At 37.8% G+C, this 25,260-nt stretch carries 20 protein-coding genes and 1 other annotated feature; of the genes, 19 read left to right on the forward strand and 1 reads right to left on the reverse strand.

All coding sequences use genetic code 11. The features are described from left to right. Positions 1–113: 113 nt before the first annotated feature. Positions 114–1,226 carry an alanine dehydrogenase gene (ald, locus tag HCB45_RS03560; protein WP_185618835.1) on the forward strand — a complete coding sequence of 371 codons (1,113 nt, stop codon included), beginning with the start codon at positions 114–116 and terminating at the stop codon, positions 1,224–1,226. 35 nt (positions 1,227–1,261) lie between these two features. Here ald and HCB45_RS03565 read toward each other — a convergent pair whose 3' ends face one another. Next, positions 1,262–2,359, reverse strand: a complete 1,098-nt coding sequence (locus HCB45_RS03565; protein WP_185618837.1) for a M24 family metallopeptidase — start codon at positions 2,357–2,359, stop codon at positions 1,262–1,264. A 163-nt stretch (positions 2,360–2,522) separates the two neighbouring features. On the opposite strand from HCB45_RS03565, the gene HCB45_RS03570 reads away from it, so the two are divergent. The 18 genes from HCB45_RS03570 to dnaI all read left to right on the forward strand — a co-directional run bounded on the left by HCB45_RS03570 (position 2,523) and on the right by dnaI (position 24,952). Beyond that, positions 2,523–3,209 (forward strand): metal-dependent hydrolase, encoded by a 687-nt coding sequence (locus tag HCB45_RS03570; RefSeq protein ID WP_185618840.1) that lies wholly within the window; start codon positions 2,523–2,525, stop codon positions 3,207–3,209. Positions 3,210–3,234: 25 nt separating this feature from the next. Next, a complete protein-coding gene (gene ytoI, locus HCB45_RS03575) occupies positions 3,235–4,548 on the forward strand; it encodes a CBS-HotDog domain-containing transcription factor YtoI (protein WP_008947944.1) in 1,314 nt (437 codons plus the stop codon). A gap of 20 nt (positions 4,549–4,568) precedes the next feature. Then, positions 4,569–5,504 carry a DHH family phosphoesterase gene (locus HCB45_RS03580; RefSeq protein WP_185618842.1) on the forward strand — a complete coding sequence of 312 codons (936 nt, stop codon included), beginning with the start codon at positions 4,569–4,571 and terminating at the stop codon, positions 5,502–5,504. A 121-nt stretch (positions 5,505–5,625) separates the two neighbouring features. Further along, positions 5,626–8,952, forward strand: coding sequence for a DNA polymerase III subunit alpha (gene dnaE / locus HCB45_RS03585; RefSeq protein ID WP_185618845.1), 3,327 nt, complete (start codon positions 5,626–5,628; stop codon positions 8,950–8,952). Between the two features lie 217 nt (positions 8,953–9,169). Further along, positions 9,170–10,054, forward strand: a complete 885-nt coding sequence (gene accD / locus HCB45_RS03590) for an acetyl-CoA carboxylase, carboxyltransferase subunit beta (protein WP_185618848.1) — start codon at positions 9,170–9,172, stop codon at positions 10,052–10,054. Beyond that, a complete protein-coding gene (locus HCB45_RS03595) occupies positions 10,044–11,000 on the forward strand; it encodes an acetyl-CoA carboxylase carboxyltransferase subunit alpha (protein WP_185618850.1) in 957 nt (318 codons plus the stop codon). The genes accD and HCB45_RS03595 overlap by 11 nt, the downstream gene beginning before the upstream one ends. A gap of 283 nt (positions 11,001–11,283) precedes the next feature. Further along, positions 11,284–12,243, forward strand: coding sequence for a 6-phosphofructokinase (gene pfkA / locus HCB45_RS03600; protein WP_003723299.1), 960 nt, complete (start codon positions 11,284–11,286; stop codon positions 12,241–12,243). A gap of 283 nt (positions 12,244–12,526) precedes the next feature. Then, complete coding sequence (pyk, locus tag HCB45_RS03605) at positions 12,527–14,284, forward strand: pyruvate kinase (RefSeq protein WP_185618853.1); 1,758 nt, start codon at positions 12,527–12,529, stop codon at positions 14,282–14,284. A 118-nt stretch (positions 14,285–14,402) separates the two neighbouring features. Further along, positions 14,403–14,780: an FxsA family protein gene (locus HCB45_RS03610; protein WP_185618857.1), complete on the forward strand. Its 378-nt coding sequence runs from the start codon at positions 14,403–14,405 to the stop codon at positions 14,778–14,780. Between the two features lie 156 nt (positions 14,781–14,936). Further along, positions 14,937–15,398 (forward strand): DUF441 domain-containing protein, encoded by a 462-nt coding sequence (locus tag HCB45_RS03615; protein ID WP_069009767.1) that lies wholly within the window; start codon positions 14,937–14,939, stop codon positions 15,396–15,398. Between the two features lie 36 nt (positions 15,399–15,434). Beyond that, a complete protein-coding gene (gene citZ, locus HCB45_RS03620; RefSeq protein WP_185318879.1) occupies positions 15,435–16,556 on the forward strand; it encodes a citrate synthase in 1,122 nt (373 codons plus the stop codon). Between the two features lie 19 nt (positions 16,557–16,575). Continuing rightward, entirely contained in the window at positions 16,576–17,838 is a 1,263-nt protein-coding gene (gene icd / locus HCB45_RS03625) for an NADP-dependent isocitrate dehydrogenase (protein WP_185618860.1), read from the forward strand. Between the two features lie 165 nt (positions 17,839–18,003). Beyond that, a complete protein-coding gene (polA, locus tag HCB45_RS03630; RefSeq protein WP_185618863.1) occupies positions 18,004–20,631 on the forward strand; it encodes a DNA polymerase I in 2,628 nt (875 codons plus the stop codon). A gap of 23 nt (positions 20,632–20,654) precedes the next feature. Then, positions 20,655–21,476: a DNA-formamidopyrimidine glycosylase gene (mutM, locus tag HCB45_RS03635; RefSeq protein ID WP_185618866.1), complete on the forward strand. Its 822-nt coding sequence runs from the start codon at positions 20,655–20,657 to the stop codon at positions 21,474–21,476. Positions 21,477–21,492: 16 nt separating this feature from the next. Next, on the forward strand, positions 21,493–22,095 hold the full coding sequence (gene coaE / locus HCB45_RS03640; protein WP_185618868.1) for a dephospho-CoA kinase: 603 nt from the start codon (positions 21,493–21,495) through the stop codon (positions 22,093–22,095). Positions 22,096–22,172: 77 nt separating this feature from the next. Beyond that, entirely contained in the window at positions 22,173–22,637 is a 465-nt protein-coding gene (nrdR, locus tag HCB45_RS03645) for a transcriptional regulator NrdR (RefSeq protein ID WP_003723246.1), read from the forward strand. A gap of 5 nt (positions 22,638–22,642) precedes the next feature. Then, positions 22,643–24,019, forward strand: coding sequence for a replication initiation and membrane attachment family protein (locus HCB45_RS03650; RefSeq protein ID WP_185618871.1), 1,377 nt, complete (start codon positions 22,643–22,645; stop codon positions 24,017–24,019). A 9-nt stretch (positions 24,020–24,028) separates the two neighbouring features. After that, on the forward strand, positions 24,029–24,952 hold the full coding sequence (dnaI, locus tag HCB45_RS03655) for a primosomal protein DnaI (RefSeq protein ID WP_185318873.1): 924 nt from the start codon (positions 24,029–24,031) through the stop codon (positions 24,950–24,952). A 50-nt stretch (positions 24,953–25,002) separates the two neighbouring features. After that, positions 25,003–25,233, forward strand: a binding site (T-box leader). Positions 25,234–25,260: the final 27 nt, after the last annotated feature.

Consider the following 25,260-nt stretch of genomic DNA (forward strand, 5'->3'; position numbering starts at 1 on the left):
TTTGTTTGAATTTCCGTTAGTTAATTTTTTACAATTTAGGTATATTGTGTTAGCATGGGGGTGTAGAAAATCTTTTATAGTCTATTATACCTATATCGAGGAGAGTGATTTAGATGTTAGTCGGCGTACCAAGAGAAATAAAAAATAATGAGAATAGGGTGGCAATGACCCCGGCAAGTGTTTTTTCTTATGTAAATGCAGGACACACTGTTTATGTGGAAAAAGATGCGGGGATTGGCTCTAATTATCAAGACGCTGATTTTGTGCAAGCGGGAGCAAAAATTGTCGAAACAGCTAAAGAGGCTTGGGATGTAGACATGGTTGTAAAAGTAAAAGAACCAATTGCTTCAGAATACCAATATTTTAAAGAAGGTTTATTACTTTTCACATATTTACATTTAGCGAATGAACCAAAGCTTGCCGAAGCTTTATTACAAAGTAAAGTAAATAGTGTAGCTTATGAAACAGTAGAACTCGCTGATCATACACTTCCACTACTTTCTCCAATGAGTGAGGTTGCAGGAAGAATGGCAGCTCAGATTGGCGCACAATTTTTACAAAGAACAAATGGTGGTATGGGTGTATTGCTTGGTGGTGTACCTGGTGTTGAGAAAAGTGAAGTAGTTATTATCGGTGGCGGAATTGCTGGAACAAATGCAGCAAAAATTGCTGTAGGACTTGGCGCTAATGTTACAATACTGGATATGAATTTGAAACGACTTCGCGAATTAGATGATATTTTTGGGAATCAAGTACAAACTTTAATGTCAAATGATTTTAACATCGAAATGGCTGTTAAAAAGGCCGATTTAGTCATAGGAGCTGTATTAATCAAAGGAGCAAAAGCACCAAAATTAGTTAAGGAGCATGTTATTAAACAAATGATTCCTGGTTCAGTTCTTGTGGATATTGCAATTGATCAGGGCGGGATTTTTGAAACTACCGATCATGTTTCTACACATGATAATCCAACATATGAAAAATATGGAGTTCTTCATTATGCAGTTGCTAATATGCCAGGAGCTGTTCCGCGGACATCTACCTTAGCGTTAACAAATGCTACCTTACCATTTGGATTAAAACTTGCGAATGATGGATTAGAAGAAGCTATAAAAAAAGATCCATACTTGCTTCGTGGTTTAAATACGTATCAAGGGCATATTACGTATAAAGCTGTTTCTGATTCTTTGAATTTACCTTATACAAATAGTGCAGAATTAATTTAATAAAAAGCAAACTTCCGCACGGAAGTTTGCTTTTTTTATTTGATAACTTGTAACGTTTTTGGAAACTCGGTTAGCACTTGAACACCGTCTTTTGTAACTACTAAGTCATCTTCAATACGAACGCCAGCCACTCCAGGAACATAAATACCTGGTTCAATCGTAAATACCATATTTTCCTGCAATTCCATTTTATTTGTTTCTGTGATGGAAGGGAATTCGTGAACACTAGCACCTAATCCGTGACCGAGGCGATGGGGGAAATAATCGCCATATCCAGCTTCACAAATAATATTCCTAGCAGTTAAATCGATATCACTTGCTTTTATACCAGCTTTTACTTTTTCAACAGCAGCTAGTTGTGCTTCTAAAACAGTATCGTAAATTTTTTTCTGTTCATCGGAAATGTCACCGAAAGCCACTGTACGTGTAATGTCAGAGCAATAGCCTTTATGGACAACCCCTAAATCAAATAAAACTAAATCGCCTTTTTGGATTTTAGTTTCGCCAGGAGTACCGTGTGGCAGGGCACCGTTTTTACCAGTAAGCACCATTGTATCGAAAGACATTGCGGTTACGCCTTTTTTCTTCATTTCATATTCGATTTTTGCCACAATTTCTGCTTCGGTTTTGCCTTCTGCGATTTCGTCTACGCCAACTTGTACCGCATAATCTGCTAATAAAGCTGCTTCTTTTAATATTTTTAGTTCGGCTTCTGTTTTTATAAGACGAATTTGCTCGATTTTGTGTTCAATCGGAATGAAAGAGCTGTCGGCGAATAAACCACCTAATTGTTCGTAGCGATCTACGCTCATATGTTTTTTCTCAATAGCAAATTTACTTGGATTTGCTATACGTTTTTTGATTTCGTCTGCAATGATTGTGAAAGGGTTCTCGGTATCGTTATATCCATACGCAGGGTGTGTCCAGTCGCCGCCACGAACATCTTCTACTTCAAGAGCCGGCGTAAATAGAAAAGGTTCGTTATCTGGGAAGACAGCTAAGCCAAGTACACGCTCATGTGGCTCACTATGATAACCTGAGAAATAGGCGATGTTCTCTGGATCTGTTAAAAATGCCACCTCGGCACCTTGGTCTTTTAACCAGTTTTGTAAGACATCGATATTTTTTTCCATAATTGTACCTTCTTTCCAATTGATTTCTATTTCATGATAACATGTGGAGGAAATATTTTGCTAATAAACGCCTCCTAGTTTACGAGGTGTTATATATTAGTTTATAATAAATAGTGGTACAATAATACACGTAAAATAATTAATCAGGAAGGAAGTTTTTACTATGAAGATTTCATTTCATGGTCAATCTTGTATTAAAATAATTACTGGAAATACAACTATTTTAGTTGATCCATTTATTTCTGGGAATGAAAAGTGTGATTTAAAAGCAGAAGAGCAAATGCCAGATTTTATTGTTCTGTCGCATGGGCATGATGATCATGTCGGTGATACAGTTGAAATTGCTAAGAATTCTGGAGCAACAGTCATTTGTAATGCAGATTTAGCTGCATTTTTAGCTGTAGAAGATGGTCTTGAGAATATTGCGGCAATGCATATTGGTGGGAAAAGACAGTTTAGTTTTGGGCAAATAAAGTTAACGCAAGCTTTTCACGGATCACAGACAGTTCGAGATGGTCGCATTGTTAACCTTGGTTTCCCAACCGGAATTGTATTTACGATAGAAGATAAAAATATTTATTTTGCAGGGGACACTGGTTTATTTTCTGATATGAAATTAATTGGTGAATTAACCCCGTTAGATGTTGCTTTTTTGCCAATTGGGGATAATTTTACAATGGGACCGGAAGATGCGGCGATTGCAGCACGATTTTTACAAGCGAAATTAGTTGTTCCAATACATTACAATACATTTCCTTTGATTGCGCAAGATCCGCACAAATTTGTTGCATCGCTTGATAAGGGGATAACTGGCAAAGTACTTGAAATTGGGGAAGGTATCGAAATCTAACAAAATAGGAATGGGTGAACGAGTCGTGGCCACAAAACATGAACAGATTTTAAAATACATTGAAAATCTTGCAGTTGGAGAAAAAATTTCTGTGCGAAAAATCGCAAAAAACTTATCTGTAAGTGAGGGTACCGCTTATCGGGCTATTAAAGACGCAGAAATAATCGGGTTTGTTTCCACCATTAAACGAGTGGGGACACTTCGAATTGAACGAAAACAAAAGGATAGTATCGAAAAATTAACTTTTGCTGAGATTGTGAACATGATTGATGGGCAAGTGTTAGGCGGTCGTGCTGGGCTTTACAAATCGCTTAATAAGTTTGTTATTGGTGCGATGACGGTGGAAGCGATGGAACGCTATACCGACGCTGGGAACTTATTAATTGTCGGAAATCGGGTGAGCGCTCATGAACTTGCTTTGAAACGTGGCGCGGCGGTACTGATTACTGGTGGATTTGATACGGACGACGAAGTAAAACAGTTGGCGGATGAGAAAGAATTGCCTATTTTATCGACTTCGTATGATACGTTTACGGTTGCAACGATGATTAACCGCGCGATTTATGACCAATTAATTAAAAAAGAAGTAGTATTTGTTGAGGATATTTTGACACCACTAGAAACAACTGCATTTTTATCTACGTCTGATAAAGTGGAAGATTGGCATAAAATGGAAGAGGCAACAGGCCACAGCCGTTTCCCTGTTGTTAACCGGGCGATGAGACTAACTGGGATGGTTACGAGTAAGGATATTCTAGAAAAAAATCCAAGTATTTCGATTGAACGAGTAATGACAAAAAATCCGTTAACCGTTGGACCGAAAATGAGCGTAGCCTCGGTGGCACACATGATGATTTGGGAGAGTATCGAAGTAATTCCGGTCGTTAAAGATGACTTAACTTTAATTGGTATCGTTAGCAGACAGGATATTCTAAAATCTATGCAAATGATTCAAAAACAACCGCAAGTCGGCGAAACAATTGATGATACGATTGCGAATCAGCTTTCCGAAAAAGCAGATACTGGCGAAGAGGCAGATTACGAATTTAAAGTAAGCCCCCAAATGACTAATTCGCTTGGAACATTATCGTACGGTGTATTTACCCAAGTGGTCTGCGAAGTCGTACAGCAAAAACTATTTTCTATGAAGAAACGGAATGTAGCGATTGAAAATGTAACAATGTATTTTCTAAAACCTGTTCAAATGGACGCGACGATTGTCATTAAGCCGCGAATTTTGGAAATGGGGCGTAAAGCCGGGAAGTTAGATGTAGAGCTTTATTTAGAAGGGATTTTGACCGGAAAAGCTATTGTCGCTTGTCAAATGATGGAACGTTAAAAAGAAATAGAGGCGAAACAATGAAAAGTGAGATTTTACAACAAATAAAACAATATGAAACGATTATTTTGCATAGGCATGTACGTCCTGACCCAGATGCATACGGTTCGCAAATGGGACTTGCAGAAATTATCCGAGCTAGTTTTCCAGAGAAAAAAGTTTACTCGGTTGGGAATGATGAAGTGTCGCTCCAATTTTTAGGTGCAGTAGATGAAATAGCCGATGAAGTATATAAAGATGCGCTTGTAATTGTGTGTGACACCGCAAACCAAGAGCGGATTTCAGACGGGCGGTTTAACCTCGGTAAAGCACTAATCAAAATTGACCACCATCCAAATGACGATGCTTATGGTGATTTACTTTGGGTTGATACGACTGCTTCTTCTTGTAGCGAAATGATTGCTGCTTTTTGGGAATCATTTTCAGAAGAGTTAATTCTAAATGAAAAAGCTGCAAGACTCCTCTATGCTGGAATTGTTGGTGATACTGGACGGTTCTTGTATCCAAGTACAACAGAAGAAACTTTACTTCTATCCTCGTATTTAGTAACATTTCCATTTAATCGTCCGGCGCTTTACCGTGAATTATATGAGCTACCAAAAAATACAGTGAAGCTTTCAGGGTATATTTTGCAAAACTTTGTTATGGATGAAAATGGCGCTGCAACCGTTTATTTAAGTGATACGCTTTTAAACGAGTTTGAAGTAGATCCGCGCGACGCTTCCGCACTTGTATCTTGCATCGAAAATGTGGAAGGAATTAAGGCGTGGATTATGTTCATTCAAGAAGGCCCGGTTTTCAGAGCGCGGTTACGTTCAAAAGGACCAGTTATTAATGAGCTAGCGAAAGAATACGGTGGAGGCGGACACCCACTCGCTTCTGGCGCGACCCTTCATAATGAAGAAGAAATAAAAGAAATGACAGCAAAACTTGCACGCATCTGTGCGGCTAAATAAACAAGAAATAAAGCCAGTTTAACTAGCTGGCTTTATTTTTATATAAAAACACGAACACACTTTCTTTTTTTTAGCTTAACCGATATAATGGAAAAAGAGAGTTTTGAAAGGAGAGAGGATAGTGGGGTTTGTTCATTTACAAGTTGCGAGTGCTTATGATTTGCTTTCTAGTACAGCATCAATCGATAAGCTAATCGCTAAAGCAAAAGAATACCATTATCCAGCCTTAGCAATTACGGATAAAAATGTACTTTACGGAGTAGTTGAATTTTATCAAAAGTGTTTAGCGGCGGATATAAAACCAATTATCGGGATGACGGTGACAATACAAGGTTACTTAAATCCAATTAATTCATATGAGTTGATATTAATTGCGGAATCAACCGCTGGATATCATGAGTTATTAAAAATCGCAAGTGCCATTCAAACACGGGAAGAAGGTCCCGAATTGCCACAGAGTTGGTTGCGTGCGTATAGCAGTCATTTAATTGCTATTTCACCCGGCGCCAAGGGAGAAGTAGAGCGTCTTCTTATGGAAGAAAATCGCGACGGGGCACTAGAAGTTTACGAGAACTTAGTCAGGATTTTTGGCAAAGAATCCGTTTATTTATCAGCCCAAAAAGAAAACCCACGCCTTTTTGCCAAAATAGAAGCTTTTTCAGCAGAAGAAAAGGCTCCTGTTGTTGCAACGAAAGATGTCCAATATATGGAGCCAAAAGATGCTCAGGCTAAAGAAGTTTTGACTGCAATCCGTGATAATCGTACAGTAGATTGGGAGACGCTGCCACTCGCTGGTCCCAATTATTTTACTTCACAGGCTGAAATGGAGCGTGACTGGCAGACTGATTTCGAAAAACAGGCATGTCTCGAAACAGAGAAATTAGCCGAACGTTGTCACGTTGAAATCGCCTTAGATCAGCATTTGTTGCCAAGATTTCCGTTAAACCAAGAACAAAATGCCTCAGATGTTTTAAGGCAAACGGCTTATGCTGGCTTGAAAGAACGGGATTTATTAGCAAAAGAATATCGCGAACGTTTAGATTATGAGCTAAACGTTATTACAGAGATGGGGTTTGCAGATTATTTCTTAATTGTTTGGGATGTTATCCGTTATTCTCGAGAAGCAGGAATTTTAACTGGACCAGGTAGGGGGTCTGCGGCAGGGTCGCTTGTTTCCTATGCGCTTAGAATTACCGATGTCAATCCAATTCGTTATAACTTGCTATTTGAACGATTTTTAAACCCAGAAAGAATAACAATGCCTGATATTGACTTAGATTTTCCAGATAATCGCAGGGATGAAGTAATTTCTTATGTCGTATCTAAATACGGAGAGGCGCACGTTGCCCAAATTGGTACATTCGGGACCTTAGCTGCTAAAGCGGCGATTCGTGATACTGCGAGAAGCTTTGGTTTAAATTCGGTCCTATTATCAGAATGGTCGAAGTTAATTCCAAGTCAATTAGGCATCACCTTACAAAAAGCCTTCCAAGAAAGTCCACGACTGGAAAATCATATTAAAAGCTCCAAAGAAAACGAAATGATATGGGAAGTAGCTTGCCAACTCGAAGGTTTACCGCGCCATATTTCGACGCATGCTGCCGGGATTGTTATTAGCGATAAGCCCCTCGTTGAACAAGTTGCGCTTCAATTAGGTAGCGGAGATGCTAGATTGACCCAGTTTGCTATGGGGGAATTAGAAAAAATCGGCTTACTTAAAATGGACTTTCTTGGGCTCAGAAATCTGAGTTTACTTGATCGTGTTTTAAAATCAATTAATTATACTCGAGAAACGCCGCTAACTTTAGCAGATATTTCTTTAGAAGATAAAAAAACATTAAAACTGTTTCAAACAGGCGATACGACAGGCGTATTCCAATTTGAGTCAGACGGGATTCGCCGAGTGCTCCGAAAATTAAAGCCGACTTCTTTTGAAGATGTTGTGGCTGTGGATGCACTTTACCGCCCAGGACCAATGGAACAAATTGATACGTTTATTGCTAGAAAGCACGGAAAAGAAAAAATTCAATATCCACATCCAGATTTAGCGCCTATTTTAGAAGTGACTTATGGCGTTATCGTCTATCAAGAACAAATTATTCAAGTAGCTAATCAGATGGCTGGTTTTTCACTAGGAGAAGCAGATTTATTAAGACGAGCTGTCAGCAAGAAAAAAGCGGATGTTTTAAACGAGCAAAGACTTCATTTTGTTGAAGGAGCTAAAAATAAAGGGTATTTAGAGAGTAGTGCTAATCAAGTTTACGACATGATTGTCCAATTCGCGAATTATGGGTTTAACCGGAGTCATGCAGCTGCTTACTCAAAAATCGCTTTTCAATTAGCCTATTTAAAAGCACATTTTCCAGCGGCATTTATGTCGTCGCTTCTTAGTTCTGTTTTTGGAAACGATGATAAAATTTCCCAATATATTACAGAAGCAAAGAACTATGGTATCAACATGTTAGCACCAAGTATTAATCATAGTAATTATTACTTCCAAATGGAAAACGAGACCTCAATCCGTTATAGTTTCCGGGTTATTCGAAAAGTACCAACAAAATTTATTTTAGAAATCATCAATGAACGGAAGAAAGCACCATTTAAAGACTTCTTTGACTTTTGTGAAAGAATGCCTCACAAAATGCTCTCAGAAACGGTTTTAGAAGCGCTTGTTTTTTCTGGTTGTTTTGATGAATTTGGTGAAGACCGGGCAACTATATTAGCAACAATAGATGCAGTACTGCAATACATTTCATTACTCGGAGAAGATTCAAAAGGTATGAATCTTTTTGCAGAAGATGATGAGTTTTTGAAAAAAATGAAACCTCGTTACCGGAAAACCTCGCCAATTTCGATTGACGAAAAATTAGAAAAAGAAAAATTATATACGGGTCAATACGTTTCGGCACATCCAGTATCATATTATCAAAACAAATTACAAAACCTTGCTATTACAAAGTTAGCGAGTGTTGTTTCTGGAAAAATCTATCAAGTTGCAGCCTATGTTCATGAAGTGAAGTCTATTCGAACTAAAAAAGGGGAAACGATGTGCTTTTTGACGATTAGTGATGAATCGAAAGAACTAAGTGCTGTGATGTTTCCTGAAAGCTACCGAAAATACGCCAATTTTGCTCAAAAAGGAGAAATTCTTTTTCTTAAAGTGAAAGCAGATACGAGGAATGGAGAACTTCAATTAATTATCAATGAAGCTTCAGATTTAAAAGAAATGAAAGCTCCAGTAAGGCTATTTCTAAAGGTTACGGAACCACTGCAAATGGAGCAAATAAAACCGATTTTAGCGCGACATAAAGGAGATAGCAAAGTTATTATTCACCAAGCAATAACCAAGCAAACAACGGAACTTAAAAATATTCAAGTTACACCATCAAATGAGCTGCAAGAAGCACTGTTGAAGTTGCTTGGTAAAGAGAATGTAGTGTTTAAGTAATCTTAGACTTTCTATATTTATAGAAAGTATGTTATAGTTTAACGTGGAAAACAATATTGCGCAGTCTGTCCAGTTGTAATTCGGATAGACTGGCATTTTGTCTTCTTGTGGAAAAATGCGATGGATTTATGTTTCATGTCTTTATTCATTTTTTATTTTTACAACATTAAGAATCGTTAATAACCACAATAGAAAGCGTAAATGGGGAGGGTTATCCTTGCTAGGAGACTTGTTTACAAAACCAAAAAAGAGAAAATATGCCACAATTCCTTCTGATGGGACGAAAGCAGATGTTCCAGAAGGTATTATGACAAAATGTCCAGAATGCAAAAAAATAATGTATACCAAAGAATTGCAAAAGAATCTTATGGTATGTAATTATTGTGGTTTTCACCATCCAATTGGTGCTACAGCTAGAATTGATATGTTAGTTGATGCAGGCTCTTTTGAAGAGATTGATGCTAATTTAACGACTGCGAATCCACTTGGTTTTGAAAATTATATGGATCGAATTGAGAAAGATAAGCAGAAGAGTGGTTTGAATGAAGCGATTGTTACTGGTCATGCTACGATTGATGGTAATCCGCTTGTGATTGCTGTTATGGACTCACGCTTTAGAATGGCGAGTATGGGTTCCGTTGTCGGCGAAAAAATTCTTCGTGCAGTAGAGGAAGCTGATAAATCAAGTAAACCATTTGTAATTTTCACTGCTTCTGGTGGTGCTCGTATGCAAGAGGGAATGCTTTCACTTATGCAAATGGCGAAAACTTCCGCCGCATTTAAACGATTTAGTAATCACGGTGGACTTGTCATTACGGTAATGACGCATCCGACTACTGGTGGCGTTTCTGCTAGTTTTGCATCACTTGGAGATTATAATTTTGCGGAACCCGGCGCACTTATCGGTTTTGCTGGTCGCCGAGTGATTGAGCAAACTGTTCGTGAAGAATTACCAGAAGACTTCCAAACAGCGGAATTCTTATTAAAGCATGGACAATTAGATGACTGTATTTCACGACTTGATTTACAAAATAAATTAAGCTTTATTTTAAAAATCCATGTGAAAACACCTGAAGTTGGAGGTGAATCTGATGGCGAATGAAATGGAATTTGAGAAGCCAATTTTAGAATTAAAAAGTAAAATCGCTGACTTAAAGGAATATAATGAGACTTCTGATGTTGATTTGACTAATGAAATTGAAAAGCTAGAAAAACGCTTAACTAAGTTAGAATCCAGCATCTATAGCAATATGACTGCTTGGGATAAATTTCAAGTAGCTCGCCATCCGGACAGACCTACTACACTTGATTATATTTCGCTTTTATTTGAAGACTTTATGGAACTTCACGGGGATCGTGCATTTGGTGACGATGCTGCAATTGTTGGTGGTATCGCCACTTTCAAAGGTATTCCTGTGACAGTTATTGGACACCAACGTGGTAAAGATACAAAAGATAATCTGCACCGTAATTTTGGTATGCCTCATCCTGAAGGTTTCCGTAAGGCACTACGTTTGATGAAACAAGCAGATAAATTTGGTCGACCAATTATTTGTTTCATCGATACAAAAGGCGCTTATCCTGGTCGAGCTGCAGAAGAACGGGGCCAAAGTGAAGCAATTGCTAGAAATCTTTATGAAATGAGCGATATGAAAGTACCGATTATTTCTATTGTTATCGGTGAAGGTGGAAGTGGTGGTGCACTTGCTCTTGGTGTTGGAAATCAAATTTTCATGCTTGAAAATGCGGTTTTCTCTGTTATTTCACCAGAAGGAGCTGCAGCCATTTTATGGAAAGATGCTAGTCAAGCAAAAAAAGCAGCCGAATCTATGCGGATTACAGCTGGTGATTTATTTGAACTTGGCATTACAGATGGAATCATTCCAGAAGTAAAAGGCGGTGCACACCGAGATTTAACAGCACAAGCCGAAGAAATTAACAAAACTATCACGAAGTCTTTACATGCTCTAATGGCATTTTCTGAGGAACAATTAATGGAACAACGTTATGAAAAATTCAAGAAAATCGGCGTATATGAGACTTTATAAATAAAGAAAGAAGCGGATTTCCTAAAATATGGAAATTCGCTTCTTTGGTATATGCCAAATGGGGAAAGAAAGTTTATTCGTTCACAAGTATAGACCAATTATATTTATTTAAGCTATAAAGCCGTTTTTTGGTCAAATCGGAATAGACCGATATAAGAAAGCGCATATGCAAGCGGTTACGCTTTAAAAAAGTGCTTTGTTGGAGCTTTTCATTTGACCTTTTTTCATGTAGAATAAACACATGTGATGAAAAACAATATCATTGTCTGAGGTGGTAAGTAAAATGAAACGAATTGCAATTTTAACAAGTGGAGGAGACGCTCCAGGAATGAATGCAGCCACTCGTGCTGTTGTACGGAAAGCAATCTATGAAGGACTCGAAGTTTACGGTATTAACTATGGCTTTTTAGGGCTAGTCAATGGCGATATTCGTAAATTAGAATTAGGTTCTGTTGGTGATTTACTTCACCGCGGAGGTACATTCCTTTATTCCGCAAGATATCCTGAATTTGCTACAGAAGAAGGACAACTTAAAGGAATTGAACAATTGAAAAAACATCAAATCGATGGTTTAGTTGTAATCGGTGGAGATGGTTCTTACCACGGAGCGGAAGCACTTACAAAACGTGGTTTCCCAACTATTGGTATCCCAGGAACTATTGATAATGATATTTCTGGAACTGATTTTACTATTGGTTTTGATACAGCTTTAAACACTGTTCTTGATGCACTTGATAAAATCCGTGATACAGCTACTAGTCATGAACGTACTTTCATTATTGAAGTTATGGGTCGTGATGCTGGTGATATCGCTCTTTGGTCTGGTCTTGCTGGTGGCGCTGAAGCTATCATCGTTCCAGAAGAAAGCTTTAATATGGATGATGTCGTGGATCGTTTGAACAAAGGTCGCGAACGTGGTAAAAAACACAGTATTATCGTCGTTGCTGAAGGTGTAATGTCTGGTAACGAATTCGCTAAACAATTAGCTGAATATGGCGATTATCATGCACGTGTAACTGTTCTTGGACACGTTCAACGTGGTGGTAGCCCGACTGCATTTGACCGTGTACTTGCAAGTCGTCTCGGTGCACGTTCAGTAGAATTATTGTTAGAAAACCGCGGAGGATTAGCTGTTGGAATCCGTGAAAATAGAATTGTCGAAAATGACATTAGTGAGATTTTGAAAGAAAAACACACTCTTGATCAAAAATTATTTGATCTTGCATCTATTTTGTCGATTTAAAACGGCTGAAGAGCTGGCTGCCATGACAAAGCATGGTAGCCTTTCTTTGTGAAAAATTTTAGTAACGTATAAAAAATAGACTTTGAGAAAAAAGAGAAGTCAATTGTTAATTAAGCGTGCTGTAGCAATCCGGAAAACGTTTTCTTGTTATCGTTACCATGCTTCACAATTTGCGCTCTTATTCACAAACTTACTTGTTTTGCAAGGTTGTGACTGGTAAAATAGGTAATATATGTTTATAATAAATACGAATGAATAGCTAAGTTCTAGGAGGAGTAATAACATGAAAAAAACGAAAATTGTTTGTACAATTGGTCCTGCAAGTGAATCAGTTGACACTTTAGTTCAGTTGATCGAAGCAGGAATGAACGTAGCACGTCTTAATTTCTCTCACGGAGACTTTGAAGAGCACGGTGCGCGTATTGTAAATATCCGTGAAGCATCGAAAAAAACTGGTAAACAAGTGGCTATCTTACTTGATACAAAAGGTCCAGAAATCCGTACAAACGACATGGTCGGCGGAAAATTAGAATTCCAAACAGGTGATGTTGTACGTGTTTCTATGACTCCTGTTGAAGGAACAAAAGAAAAATTCTCCGTAACTTACGGCGAACTTTATGATGACGTAGAAATTGGTTCTTCCATTTTACTTGATGACGGCTTAATCGGCCTTGAAGTAATCGAAAAAGACGAAGCTAATCGCGAACTAGTTACTAAAGTACTTAACCCAGGTGTACTTAAAAATAAAAAAGGTGTTAACGTACCTAACGTTTCTATCAACCTACCAGGAATCACAGAAAAAGATGCTGCTGATATCCGCTTTGGTTTAGAACAAGGTATTGACTTTATCGCTGCATCTTTTGTACGTCGTGCTACAGATGTTCTTGAAATTACTAAAATTTTAGAAGAGCACAATGCAACTCACGTACAAATCATTCCTAAAATCGAAAACCAAGAAGGCGTTGACAATATTGACGAAATCTTACAAGTATCTCAAGGTCTAATGGTTGCTCGTGGTGACCTTGGTGTTGAAATTCCAGCTGAAGAAGTTCCGATTGTACAAAAAGAACTTATCAGAAAATGTAATAAACTTGGTAAACCTGTTATTACTGCAACACAAATGCTTGATTCCATGCAACGCAACCCACGTCCAACTCGCGCTGAAGCAAGTGACGTAGCCAATGCGATTTTTGATGGAACTGATGCAATTATGTTATCTGGTGAAACAGCTGCTGGGGATTATCCAGTAGAAGCAGTTAAAATGATGGCGAAAATCGCTATTCGTACAGAAGAAGTACTAGTTGCTCAAGATAAATTCGCGCTTAAACTTCACGAAAATACGGATATGACAGAAGCTATCGGTCAAGCAGTTGGCCATACTGCGAAAAACCTAAACGTTCAAACAATCGTTGCTGCGACTCAAAGTGGTCACACAGCTCGTATGATTTCTAAATACCGTCCAAAATCTCATATCGTTGCTGTAACATTCAACGAGCATGTATACCGCGGTTTAGCACTTTCATGGGGTGTTTATCCTCGTCTAGCTACTCCAGTTAGCAACACTGACGAAATGTTCGACCTTGCAGTGAAAGAATCTCTTGCTTCAGGCGTAGCGAAACAAGGCGATTTAATCATCATTACTGCTGGTGTTCCAGTTACAGAAAGCGGAACAACAAACGTTATGAAAATCCAGTTAATTGGTGAAAAAGTTGTTAAAGGCCAAGGTATTGGCAGCAAATCTGTTATCGGTAAAGCAATCGTTGCTAAATCCAATGCAGAAGCACTTGAAAAAGCAGAAGAAGGCGGAATCTTAATCGTTAAAACAACGGATAAAGAAATGCTACCTGCATTCGAGAAAAGTGCAGCAGTTGTTGTGGAAGAGGGCGGCTTGACTAGCCACGCAGCAGTTGTAGGAATCAACCTTGGCATTCCTGTCATCGTTGGCGCTAAAGATGCAACATCTCTTGTAAAAGACGGTGAAATCATTACTGTTGATTCTCGTCAAGGCGTTGTGTATAACGGCAAAACAGCCACACATTAATAGTTAACTTTTTAAAAGCGTCCCGCATGCGGGACGCTTTTTTTATGCGCACGCCTGTATTGTTTTTCGATTACGCCAAAATAGGTTATAATAGAGAGTAAGTATTGGAGTTGATTTTATGAGAAAATTTATTCTTTATTGGGCTTTATATGGCTTAATTGAGTTAATTATGTACGTTTGGTTATTCCAAGTAATTGGCTTTTGGCCACTTCTTTTTATTCAAATAGCTTCAAGTGCTTTTGGTATTTTTATTTTCAAACGTCTTGGAGGCAATCTTTTCCGAAATTTACGAGATGGACGGACCGTAGCCCCGTATTTATTGGATAGTCTGTGTTTTTTTATCGCTGGTTTTTTATTAATTATTCCAGGTGTTATAACAACCATACTTGGGCTACTCATTTTTATTCCGTTTTCCCGCAAATTATTAAAACCTAAATTAACAAAATGGCTTGGAAATCAAAAGAAACACACGCAATATTATTATTTTGATATGTAATGAAAACCTCTATGGGAAAAACTTTCTATAGAGGTTTCATTGAAAAAAGGGTAATTCATTTTCCTTATGGCATTTTAGTATTACTATAAGGTATGTTTATGATATAATAATTGTTATCTCGCTTCCTAGATGCGTGATATTGAAAGGTGACTTAATATGTTTACGGAAAGTATGTTATTTTTACTTCTTTTTTTACTTCTCGGACTTATAGCAAAAAATAATTCGCTTATTATTGCCGTAGCTGTCGTTATTCTATTGAAGTTATTTCATGTTGATGGCAAAGTAATGGAAATGATTCAAGCCAAAGGAATTAATTGGGGCGTCACGATTATTACTGTTGCCATCTTAATTCCAATTGCGACAGGTCAAATCGGCTTTAAAGATTTAATTGACTCTTTTAAATCGGCAGCTGGCTGGATTGGTCTCGGGGCAGGGATTGCTGTTTCTATTTTAGCGAAAAAGGGTGTAGGCTATATGGCCGTTGATCCACAAGTAACTGTTTCACTTGTATTTGGCACCATTTTGGCAGTAGTGCTTTTCAGAGGGATTGCTGCTGGACCGGTAATTGCAGCTGGTATTGCGTATATGGCAATGCAGTTAGTTGCATTCATAAAATAAATACATACGTAAAAAAGGATAAAAGGAGGAAACGAAATGACGTTATCTAAAGGGTTGGAAAATGTATATGTGGCTGAGACTTCCATTAGTTCTATCATTGATGATATGTTAACTTATGTTGGTTACGGTATAGATGATTTGATGGAAAATAATGCTTCTTTTGAAGAAGTGATTTACTTATTATGGCATTTACGCTTACCTAATAAAGAAGAATTTAAAAAATTTAAATTAGAAATTCAAGAAAATATGGCAGTATCTGAAACCATTATTACAAGTTTAAGAATGCAGAATCATCAAAAATTGCATCCAATGAGCGTTTTAAGAACAACAGTTTCCATGCTCGGTGTATTTGATACAGAAGCTGAATTAGATGATGGGGAAGCAGTTTACCGCAAAGGCTTGCGTCTTCAAGCAAAAATGCCAACCATAGTTGCTGCTTTTTCAAGAATTCGTCGCGGGCTTGATCCGATTCCGCCAAGAGAAGATTTAAATATGGCAGCAAATTTTCTTTATATGATTACAGGAGAAGAAGCAGATGAATTATCGGTAGAAGCGATGAATAAAGCACTTGTACTGCATGCTGACCATGAGTTTAATGCGTCTACTTTTACAGCGAGGGTTTGTGTGGCAACGCTTTCGGATGTTTATTCCGGCGTAACTGCTGCGATTGGTGCGCTAAAAGGTCCACTTCACGGCGGCGCTAATGAACGTGTATTTGATATGCTAGAAGAGATTGATCAAGCTGGCGATGTACGTAATTATATCCAAGAAAAAATCGATACTAAACAAAAAATCATGGGTTTTGGCCATCGTGTTTACCGAGGCGGGGATCCGCGTGCGCAACATTTGCGTGAAATGTCCAGAAAGTTAACTGCCGAAAAAGGCGAAGAGAAGTGGTTTGATATTTCGCTACAAGTAGAAGAATCAGTTTGGGAATTAAAACATTTAAAACCGAATGTCGATTTTTATTCTGCCTCCGTTTATCATGCGCTTGGTATTGACCGGGATTTATTTACATTAGTATTTTCCGTGAGTCGTGTTTCCGGTTGGTTAGCGCACATTTTTGAACAATATCGTGATAATCGTCTTATTCGTCCCCGTGCTATCTACGTTGGACCTGAAAATAGAAGTTATTTACCTGTAGAAGAACGAATTTAATGGAGGAGGAACAAACTTTATGAGTCAAAAAATTCAAGTAGAAAATGGTGTGCTAAAAACACCAAACAATCCAGTCATTCCTTTTATTGAAGGGGACGGAACTGGCCCAGATATCTGGGCAGCTGCGAAACGCGTTTTAGATGCCGCAGTAAAAAAAGCTTACAATGGTGAAAAAGAAATCGCTTGGAAAGAAGTATTAGCTGGTGAAAAAGCATTTAAGCAAACGGGTGAATGGTTACCACAAGAGACTTTAGATACAATTGACGAATATTTGATTGCTATTAAAGGACCACTTACAACTCCGATTGGTGGAGGTATTCGGTCATTAAATGTTGCTTTACGTCAAGAACTAGATTTATATGTATGTTTACGTCCAGTTCGTTATTTCAAAGGCGTACCATCACCTGTAAAACGTCCTGAAGATACAGATATGGTCATTTTCCGTGAGAATACAGAAGATATTTATGCAGGCATTGAATTTAAAGAAGGTAGCGAAGAATCAAAAAAACTAATAGCCTTCTTAAAATCTGAATTTGGCGTTGATAAAATCCGTTTCCCGGAAACTTCTGGTATTGGCATTAAGCCAATTTCCAAAGAAGGAACAGAGCGCTTAGTTCGTTCCGCGATTGAATATGCAATTAAAGAAGGTCGTAAATCATTAACGCTCGTACACAAAGGGAATATCATGAAATTCACAGAAGGAGCTTTCAAAAACTGGGGTTATGAGTTATGTGAACGCGAATACGGCGATAAAGTATTTACTTGGAATGAGTATGATCGTATTAAAGAAGCAGAAGGAACAGAAGCTGCTGATGCGAAACAAAGTGAAGCGCTTGCTGCTGGGAAAATTTTAGTGAAAGATTCTATTGCAGATATATTCTTACAACAAATCTTAACTCGTCCAGCTGAATTCGATGTTGTGGCTACGATGAATTTAAATGGAGATTATATTTCTGATGCACTTGCTGCTCAAGTAGGTGGAATTGGTATTGCTCCAGGAGCGAACATTAATTACTTAACAGGCCATGCGATTTTTGAAGCAACACATGGTACTGCTCCGAAATATGCTGGTCTTGATAAAGTAAATCCTTCATCGGTGATCTTATCTGGGACACTTCTTCTTGAACATATTGGTTGGGGTGAAGCAGCAGCCTTAATTAATCAGTCAATGGAAAAAACCATTGCTGCGAAAACGGTAACCTATGATTTTGCTCGATTAATGGACGGGGCGACAGAAGTTAAATGTTCGGAATTTGCGGATGAATTAATAAAAAACTTCTAAAATACTTCATCTTTAAACTCTAAAACTAGTCTGTAATTGTACATTTAATCATAAAAGTACGTTTTTAAAACAAACCATTTAATCCCATTCGGATAAGTGGTTTGTTTTTATGTTCCTATGGTAAAATAGACACAAGTGAATGATTATATCGAGGAGGATATCCCTGTGAATAAATTAGTATTAATTGATGGAAATAGTATCGCGAATCGCGCTTTTTATGCGTTACCGCTTTTAAATAACGATAAAGGTGTTTACACAAATGCGGTGTATGGATTTGCGATGATGTTGATGAATGTACTCGAAAAAGAAAAACCCAGCCATGTGCTCGTTGCATTTGATGCTGGTAAAACAACTTTTAGACACACAACATTTAAAGGTTATAAAGGTGGACGTCAAAAAACCCCGAGTGAGTTATCTGAACAATTTCCATTCATCCGAGAACTTTTAACGGCGTATGATATTCCGCAATATGAACTTGCTAATTATGAGGCAGATGATATTATCGGAACGTTGACAAAAAAAGCGGAAGCAGATGGAATGGAAGTTGCTATCATTACCGGAGACCGCGATTTAACGCAATTAGCTTCTGAAAAAACAACGGTTTATATTACTAAAAAAGGTATAGCCGATATGGAAACCAACACACCAGAAACACTAAAAGAAAAATACAATCTAACTCCTGAACAAATTATTGATATGAAAGGCTTAATGGGTGATTCATCCGATAATATCCCTGGAATTCCAGGTGTCGGTGAAAAAACAGCCTTAAAACTGTTACATGAATTTGGTGGATCCGTGGAAAGCGTGTTAGAACATGCCGAAGAAATTTCTGGAAAAAAACTAAAAGAAAAAGTGCTGGAAAATAAAGAATTAGCTATTTTAAGTAAAGAGTTAGCTACAATCAATGTGGATTCACCGATTGAATGCACGGTGGAAAGCACGAAATATGAAGGCTTTCAAACGGAAAAAGTTATCCCTTTATTAAAAGAAATGAATTTTACAACACTTTTGAAAAATATCGAAGGTGATACGCCTGAGGAATCGAAAGAACTAAAAGAATTGTCTTTTGAAATCGTAACGGAATTAAAAGAACAACACTTTGGTGGGAAAACCGCGCTTTATGTGGAGCTAGAAAATGATAATTACCATACAGCAAACTTCATCGGGCTGACAGTTCATTCCAGTCAAGGAACATATTTCTTTACAAAAGAAACAGCTGAAAGTAGTGAGGCATTTCGCAAATGGGTAGAAAGTGAACAAACAAAAGTAGTGTATGATGCGAAGAAAACTATGGTGGCGATGAATCGTATTGGTTTTGCTATTTCGGGCATCACATTTGATATTATGTTAGCCTCTTATTTATTAAACCCATCTGATTCCATTGATGATTTTACAAGTGTAGCAGTGAGGCATGACTACACTGAAGTAGAGACAGATGAGACGATTTATGGAAAAGGTGCTAAACGAAGCACACCAGAAGAGAGTATTGTTGCAGCTCATCTTGCTAGAAAAGCAGTAGCGATTGCTGGTTTAGAAAAGAGATTGGTAGATGATTTAGAGAAAAATGAACAATTAGCTTTAATGGACGACCTCGAGTTACCATTAACTTTTGTTTTAGCAGAGATGGAAATGCAAGGTGTTAACGTAGATACAGCTCGCCTTGAAAATATGAAAGTTGAACTAGCTGGCAGATTGAAAACCTTAGAAGAGTCTATTCATTCACTAGCTGGTGAAAAATTCAACATCAATTCACCAAAACAACTAGGTGTGATTTTATTTGAAAAGTTGGAACTTCCTCCAGTCAAGAAAACAAAAACAGGATATTCGACAGCCGCGGATGTACTGGAAAGCTTATCAGGTAAACATGCAATTATTGATGAAATTTTATTATATCGTCAACTTGGTAAAATTCAGTCCACCTACATCGAAGGACTACTTAAGGTGACAGACAAAGAAACACATAAAGTCCATACACGTTTCAACCAAACTTTAACGCAAACAGGACGTTTAAGTTCAGTCGATCCGAACTTACAAAATATCCCAATTCGTTTAGAAGAAGGTCGTAAAATCAGACAAGTTTTCGTACCAAGTAAACCTGGTTGGAAAATGTTTTCGGCCGATTATTCTCAAGTTGAGTTGCGAGTTTTAGCACATATTTCTGAAGATGAGAATTTAATTTATGCATTTAAACACGACTATGATATTCATACAAAAACAGCAATGGATGTGTTTCATGTCGAGCAAGATGAAGTAGATTCGTTAATGCGTCGTCAAGCCAAAGCAGTAAACTTTGGAATTGTATACGGTATTAGTGATTATGGGCTTTCTCAAAACCTTGGTATTACGAGAAAAGAAGCAAAAGACTTTATTGATCGTTATTTTGTGAGTTACCCAGCTGTGAAAGAATATATGCAAGATATCGTTCGTTTTGCAAAAGAAAAAGGCTATGTAGAGACCATTTTACATCGTCGTCGTTATATTCCAGAAATCGTTAGCCGTAATTTCAATGTGCGGGGATTTGCTGAAAGAACAGCAATGAATACACCTATTCAAGGTAGCGCCGCGGATATTATTAAAAAAGCAATGATACTCATGAATGAACGCTTAAAATCTGAGAATTTAGAAGCAAAATTGTTACTTCAAGTGCACGATGAGCTTATCTTTGAAGCGCCTGAAGTCGAAATTGCAAAATTAGAAGAGATTGTACCTGATGTAATGGAAAATGCGGTAGAACTTTCTGTGCCACTTAAAGTTGATAGCGCATTTGGCGACACTTGGTATGACGCGAAATAAATAGAGAAACGGGGAGTTTATATATGCCAGAAATGCCGGAAGTAGAAAATGTCCGCGCAACATTACAAGAATTAGTCCCAGGTAAAAAAATAGATCAAGTGATTGTCCGTGTTCCCAAAATGATTGTAGCAACCCCACCCGATGAGTTTGTGCATATGCTTGTCGGGCAAGAAATAGAAGCAGTGCGCCGTCGCGGTAAATTCTTATTATTCGATTTAACAAACTGTACGATTTTATCTCATTTACGAATGGAAGGTAAATTTCGTTTAATGAACGAAAACGAGGAAGTCAGCAAGCATACTCATATTATTTTTCATTTTGAAGATCACACAGAATTGCGTTTTTTAGATGTACGGAAATTTGGCACGATGGAAGTCACCAATAAATACGGCGAAGGAGAGACACGCTCAATAAAAAAACTCGGTCCAGAACCACTAACTCCATCATTTACATTAACGGATTTTGCGACTGGCGTGAAAAAAACAAGCCGCGCTATCAAAACGGCTTTACTCGATCAAAAGTTAGTAGCTGGAGTCGGAAATATTTATGCGGATGAAATTTGTTTTGAAGCAAAGGTGCGACCGGAGAGAGCTGCCAACTTACTTTCTGACAAAGAAATCAAGCGTATTTTTGAAGCGACAAAAAGCATTATGAAAGAAGCTGTCGCTCTTGGGGGATCAACTGTCAGAACTTATGTGAATTCACAAGGCAAACTTGGACAATATCAAGATAAATTAAAAGTATATGGTAAAACGGGTGAGCCGTGTGTTATTTGTGGAACACCGATTGAAAAAATCAAATTAAATGGACGAGGGACCCATTTTTGCCCGAATTGCCAAAAATAGAAAGCGAGCTGAAATCATGGGGAAAACAATTGGATTAACGGGAAGTGTAGCTACAGGAAAATCTACGGTGAGTAACCTGATTCAGCAAGCTGGAATACCGTTAGTTGATGCAGACATTGCTGCTAGAAAAGTAGTTGAACCAGGCACAGAAGGACTGAAAGAAATCATTGCCTATTTTGGGAAAGAAATTTTACTTGCAGACGGCACTTTGAACAGAGCCAAATTAGGAGAAATTATTTTTAAAGATAAAGAAAAGCGTGAAAAGTTAAATGAAATTACGCATCCTCGTGTGAAAGACTACATGTTAGAAGCGCGAGAACATTTTTTCAAAGCAGGCGAGGAGATTGTCTTTTTCGATATTCCGTTATTATTTGAAAGTCATTTAGAATCGTTGGTAGATCAAATTATCGTTGTTTGGACCACGCCAGAAACAGAGTTGAAACGTCTGATGGAGCGAAATAATTTAACAAAAGAAGAAGCTTTAGCAAGGATTGATAGCCAAATGGGAATTGATGAAAAGGCCAAAAAAGCCGATTTTGTCATTGATAATAATGAATCGCTTGAAAAGACACAAAAACAAGTTCATACAATTATCGAACGTTTTGTAAAGAACAAATAGCCACCCTTACTTTCACATGGTATAATGAGGCATACAAATAAACAGATAGAGAAAGCTAGAGATAGGAGTGATTTTTTGTGAGATGTCCTACTTGTCAATATAATGGTACACGTGTTGTAGACTCAAGACCGGCAGATGATGGCAATTCCATTCGGAGACGGCGTGAATGTGAAAAATGTGGATTTCGTTTTACTACTTTTGAGAAGGTAGAAGAGAGTCCTTTAATAGTTGTGAAAAAAGACGGGGCAAGAGAAGAATTTGCTCGTGAAAAAGTGAGACGCGGCTTAATAAGAGCCTGCGAAAAACGACCAGTAAGTGCGGAACAGATTGAAGAAATTGTGAATGAAGTAGAGCGTGAACTAAGAAACATTGGTGACAGCGAAATCGCTTCTGATTTAATTGGTGAGAAAGTAATGAATAAATTAGCGAATCTCGATGAAGTAGCATATGTGCGCTTTGCTTCGGTTTATCGCCAATTTAAAGATATTAGCGTTTTTGTAGAAGAACTAAAAGATTTAATGGAAAAAAATAAAGATAGGTGAGTAAATTGACGGAATTTTGGATGGAGCTTCAAGCGGTAGACAGCTATCAAGTGAAAGCAAGTGGAATCTTGACCGGTGCCGACAGAAAAATTATTACGATGTTATATCAACCGCTAATGGGGGCGGAATGTTTAGCTTTGTACCAAACACTGTTTACAGAAGTCGAAGAAAACAGACTGTGGTCAGAAGCGCATTCGCACGTCCAACTTTTAAATATGCTTGATATTAGTATGAAAGCTTTATTCGAGGCACGGCTAAAATTAGAAGGCTTGGGTCTTTTAAAGAGTTATGTGAAGACCGAAAACGATCAACGCTTTTATATTTACGAAATTCTGCCACCGTTATCACCAGAAAAGTTTTTTTCAGATGGTCTATTAAATATTTACTTATATAGCAAAATTGGCAATGCACAGTTTCAACGTTTGCGTCGTTTTTTTGCGGACGAGGCATTTGACACAGATACATACAGCGAAATCACTCGTTCATTTCAAGATGTTTTTGAACCATTTAAAGGCGGTAGTAGTGCTGTTACGACGGAAACTAGCCAAAAGCTAGCAGACAAGGTCGCGCCAAAAGAAATTGAATTTGATGATGCGAGTTTTGACTTTAATTTATTTTTATCCTTGCTTTCACCCGGGATGATTTCTAGAGAAAAAATAACCAAAGAAGTGCGCCAAACCATTTTAAAATTAAATGGGATTTATCAAGTTTCTGAAAAAGACATGCCGAGTTATTTGTACCGAGCACTTGATGCAAATGGAGAGGTTGACATCGTTTATTTACGTAAAATCGTTCGCGAAGGCTATACTATTGAAAATGGTGCTCCACCAAAATTAAAAATGAAGCAGGAAACTATCGTAAATAAAGAACCAGAAGAAACGTTAAATGATCAAGAAGCGCTGCAAGTATATTTAGAGAGCATTACCCCCTTTCAACTATTGGTAGATATTTCAGATGGTGCGGTTCCTGCTGAAACCGATTTGCGCGTCGTGGAAGAAGTTATGAATCAGCAAAATTTACCGGTGCCTGTAATGAATGTGCTAATCGAGTATGTTTTACTACGGCTTGACCGGAAACTTTCCAAGAATTACATGATGACAATTGCGGCTCACTGGAAACGAAAAAATGTAAAAACAGCAAAAGAAGCAATGGATCTCGCGTGGCAAGAGCACGAGAAATATAAACGACTTCAAGAAGAACCAGCCACACCAAAAACGAATAATTACAACCGAAATTATCAAAAAACAACTCGGAAAGAAATTTTGCCGGATTGGTTTGATAAGGAACAAGTTGCTCCAGCGGAAAATAAAATGACAGACAAAGAAAAACAAACACTCGAAGATCAAGTTCGCGAAATTAAAGAACGACTAAATAAAAGGTAGGTGAAGAAGATGGATAACATCGAAAGAACATTAGGACAGCTTTTTGAAGGACGCGACTTTGAAAAAGAATACCAAAGTTTAAAACAACAAGTTCTCCATTATCAACCAATTCAAGATTTTTTCAAAGAGCACAAAGAAGAGGTTACCGAGCAATTAGTTAATCAAAACTTGTCCAATTTATATGAATTCATGACACAACACAAAAAATTCACTGAACAGGAAGAAACTTTAATGCCCGGCTATGCGCCAAAACTGGTCCTTAATGGGGAATTCATCACTGTCACCTACTATCCGACGAAAGAGAAAATAGAAGAAGATAAACGCCGTGCAGTTGAGCGGAGAATTCGTTCTCTTTATATGCCAAAACAAGTAGTGGATGCGAATTTAGCGGACTTTTATACGGATGAAGAATCACGTCAATTAGCACTTGTTGAAGCTTATCAATTTTTAAATAATTATCCTCCGAAAAGTGGGAAGCGTGTGAAGGGATTATTTATTCATGGTAGCTTTGGGACTGGAAAATCATATTTGTTAGGCGCTCTTGCGAAAGAACTTGCTTTAAAAGGTATTTCAACGACACTTGTTTATTTACCCGAGTTCATGCGCGAAGTGAAACAGTCTATTTCGGATAATACTGTTGGCGAAAAAATCCAATTTGCGAAAGAAACCGAAGTATTAATGCTTGATGATATTGGAGCAGAATCAATGACAGCGTGGACACGTGATGAAGTGTTGGGTGCGATTTTACAATTTCGGATGCAAGAAGAATTACCTACGTTTTTCTCGTCTAATTACAATATGGATCAACTTGAGAATCATTTAATGTTTGCTCAAAACGGTACCGAAGAAAAACTAAAAGCTCGCCGAATCATGGAACGGGTGCGCTATTTATCGAAAGAGGTTAACTTAGAAGGTAAAAATCGCCGCTTCTAAAAAGTACTTGCAAATATATCTTATCGGGCTTATAATGTGAAGTAATATAAAACAAAGTGATGAAAAGGACAACCAATTTAACGGAAAATTATAGAGAGGAAGGGCTAGCTGGGAACCTTCTATTGGAACTTAAATTTGGACCACCTTGGAACTTCTATTAGGAACGTTTTTTACTAGTAATAATAGACGGATCGCTCCGTTACAGGCGACAAGAGTGAAGTAGTTAGTTTTAGCTATTTCTGAATCTTGGGTGGAACCACGAGCATAAACTCGTCCCTTGAAAGTAGGAGGGATGGGTTTTTTATTTT

Origin of the sequence: Listeria farberi, assembly GCF_014229245.1 — a bacterium.
GTDB classification, from domain to species: Bacteria; Bacillota; Bacilli; order Lactobacillales; family Listeriaceae; genus Listeria; species Listeria farberi.